Origin of the sequence: Cognatundibacterium luofuense, assembly GCF_018139685.1 — a bacterium.
Classification (GTDB): Bacteria; Pseudomonadota; Gammaproteobacteria; order Burkholderiales; family Burkholderiaceae_D; genus Undibacterium; species Undibacterium luofuense.
Window position 1 is genome coordinate 1 of sequence record NZ_JAGSPN010000079.1, and the last position, 565, is coordinate 565.

1 protein-coding gene and 1 pseudogene are annotated in these 565 nt (G+C 56.3%); one reads left to right on the forward strand and one right to left on the reverse strand.

Features of this window, described 5'->3' with window-relative positions; genetic code table 11:
* A pseudogene (locus tag KDM89_RS19410) lies at positions 1-165 on the forward strand (aspartate aminotransferase family protein); the annotation flags it as partial.
* Between the two features lie 66 nt (positions 166-231).
* Here KDM89_RS19410 and KDM89_RS19415 read toward each other — a convergent pair.
* Positions 232-565 (reverse strand): amidohydrolase family protein (locus KDM89_RS19415; protein WP_212689548.1); only part of this gene is annotated, 334 nt, incomplete at its 5' end.

Consider the following 565-nt stretch of genomic DNA (forward strand, 5'->3'; position numbering starts at 1 on the left):
GCAACCGACAAAGAAAAATTCAATCGCTTCTTCCATCTGATGCTGGACGAAGGCGTGTATCTGGCACCATCCGCTTTTGAAGCAGGCTTTGTCTCCATCCAGCATGACAGCAGCATCATTGCAGCCACACTGGAAGCAGCACAGCGCGCGTTCGGCCAACTCTGATGCCAGTAAGCAGGCAGAATGGACGCCCATGGGGGATGACCGTTCTGCCTCATATCAGATCAGGCATTATCCCAAACGAAAATTCACAGACTGTGGTCTGCCGTCCAGACTGAGCTGCGCAATCGGTGCGGCAGTCTGGCTGATAACACGGCCACGTCGCACCACATAACGTCTGACCGGACGCAAACGTAGAGCCTCAACCGGGTCACGTGCATCCAGAATCACAAAGTCGGCGTGACAGCCTGGCTCCAACCCATACCCCTGCAAACCCAGTATCTGCGCGGGGTTGTGTGTGACCGCATCAAAGCACTGATGCATGGCGGCCTGCGACGTCATCTGCGCGACGTGTAAGCCCATAGACGCCACCTCCAGCATATCGCCTGCCCCCATGCTATACCAG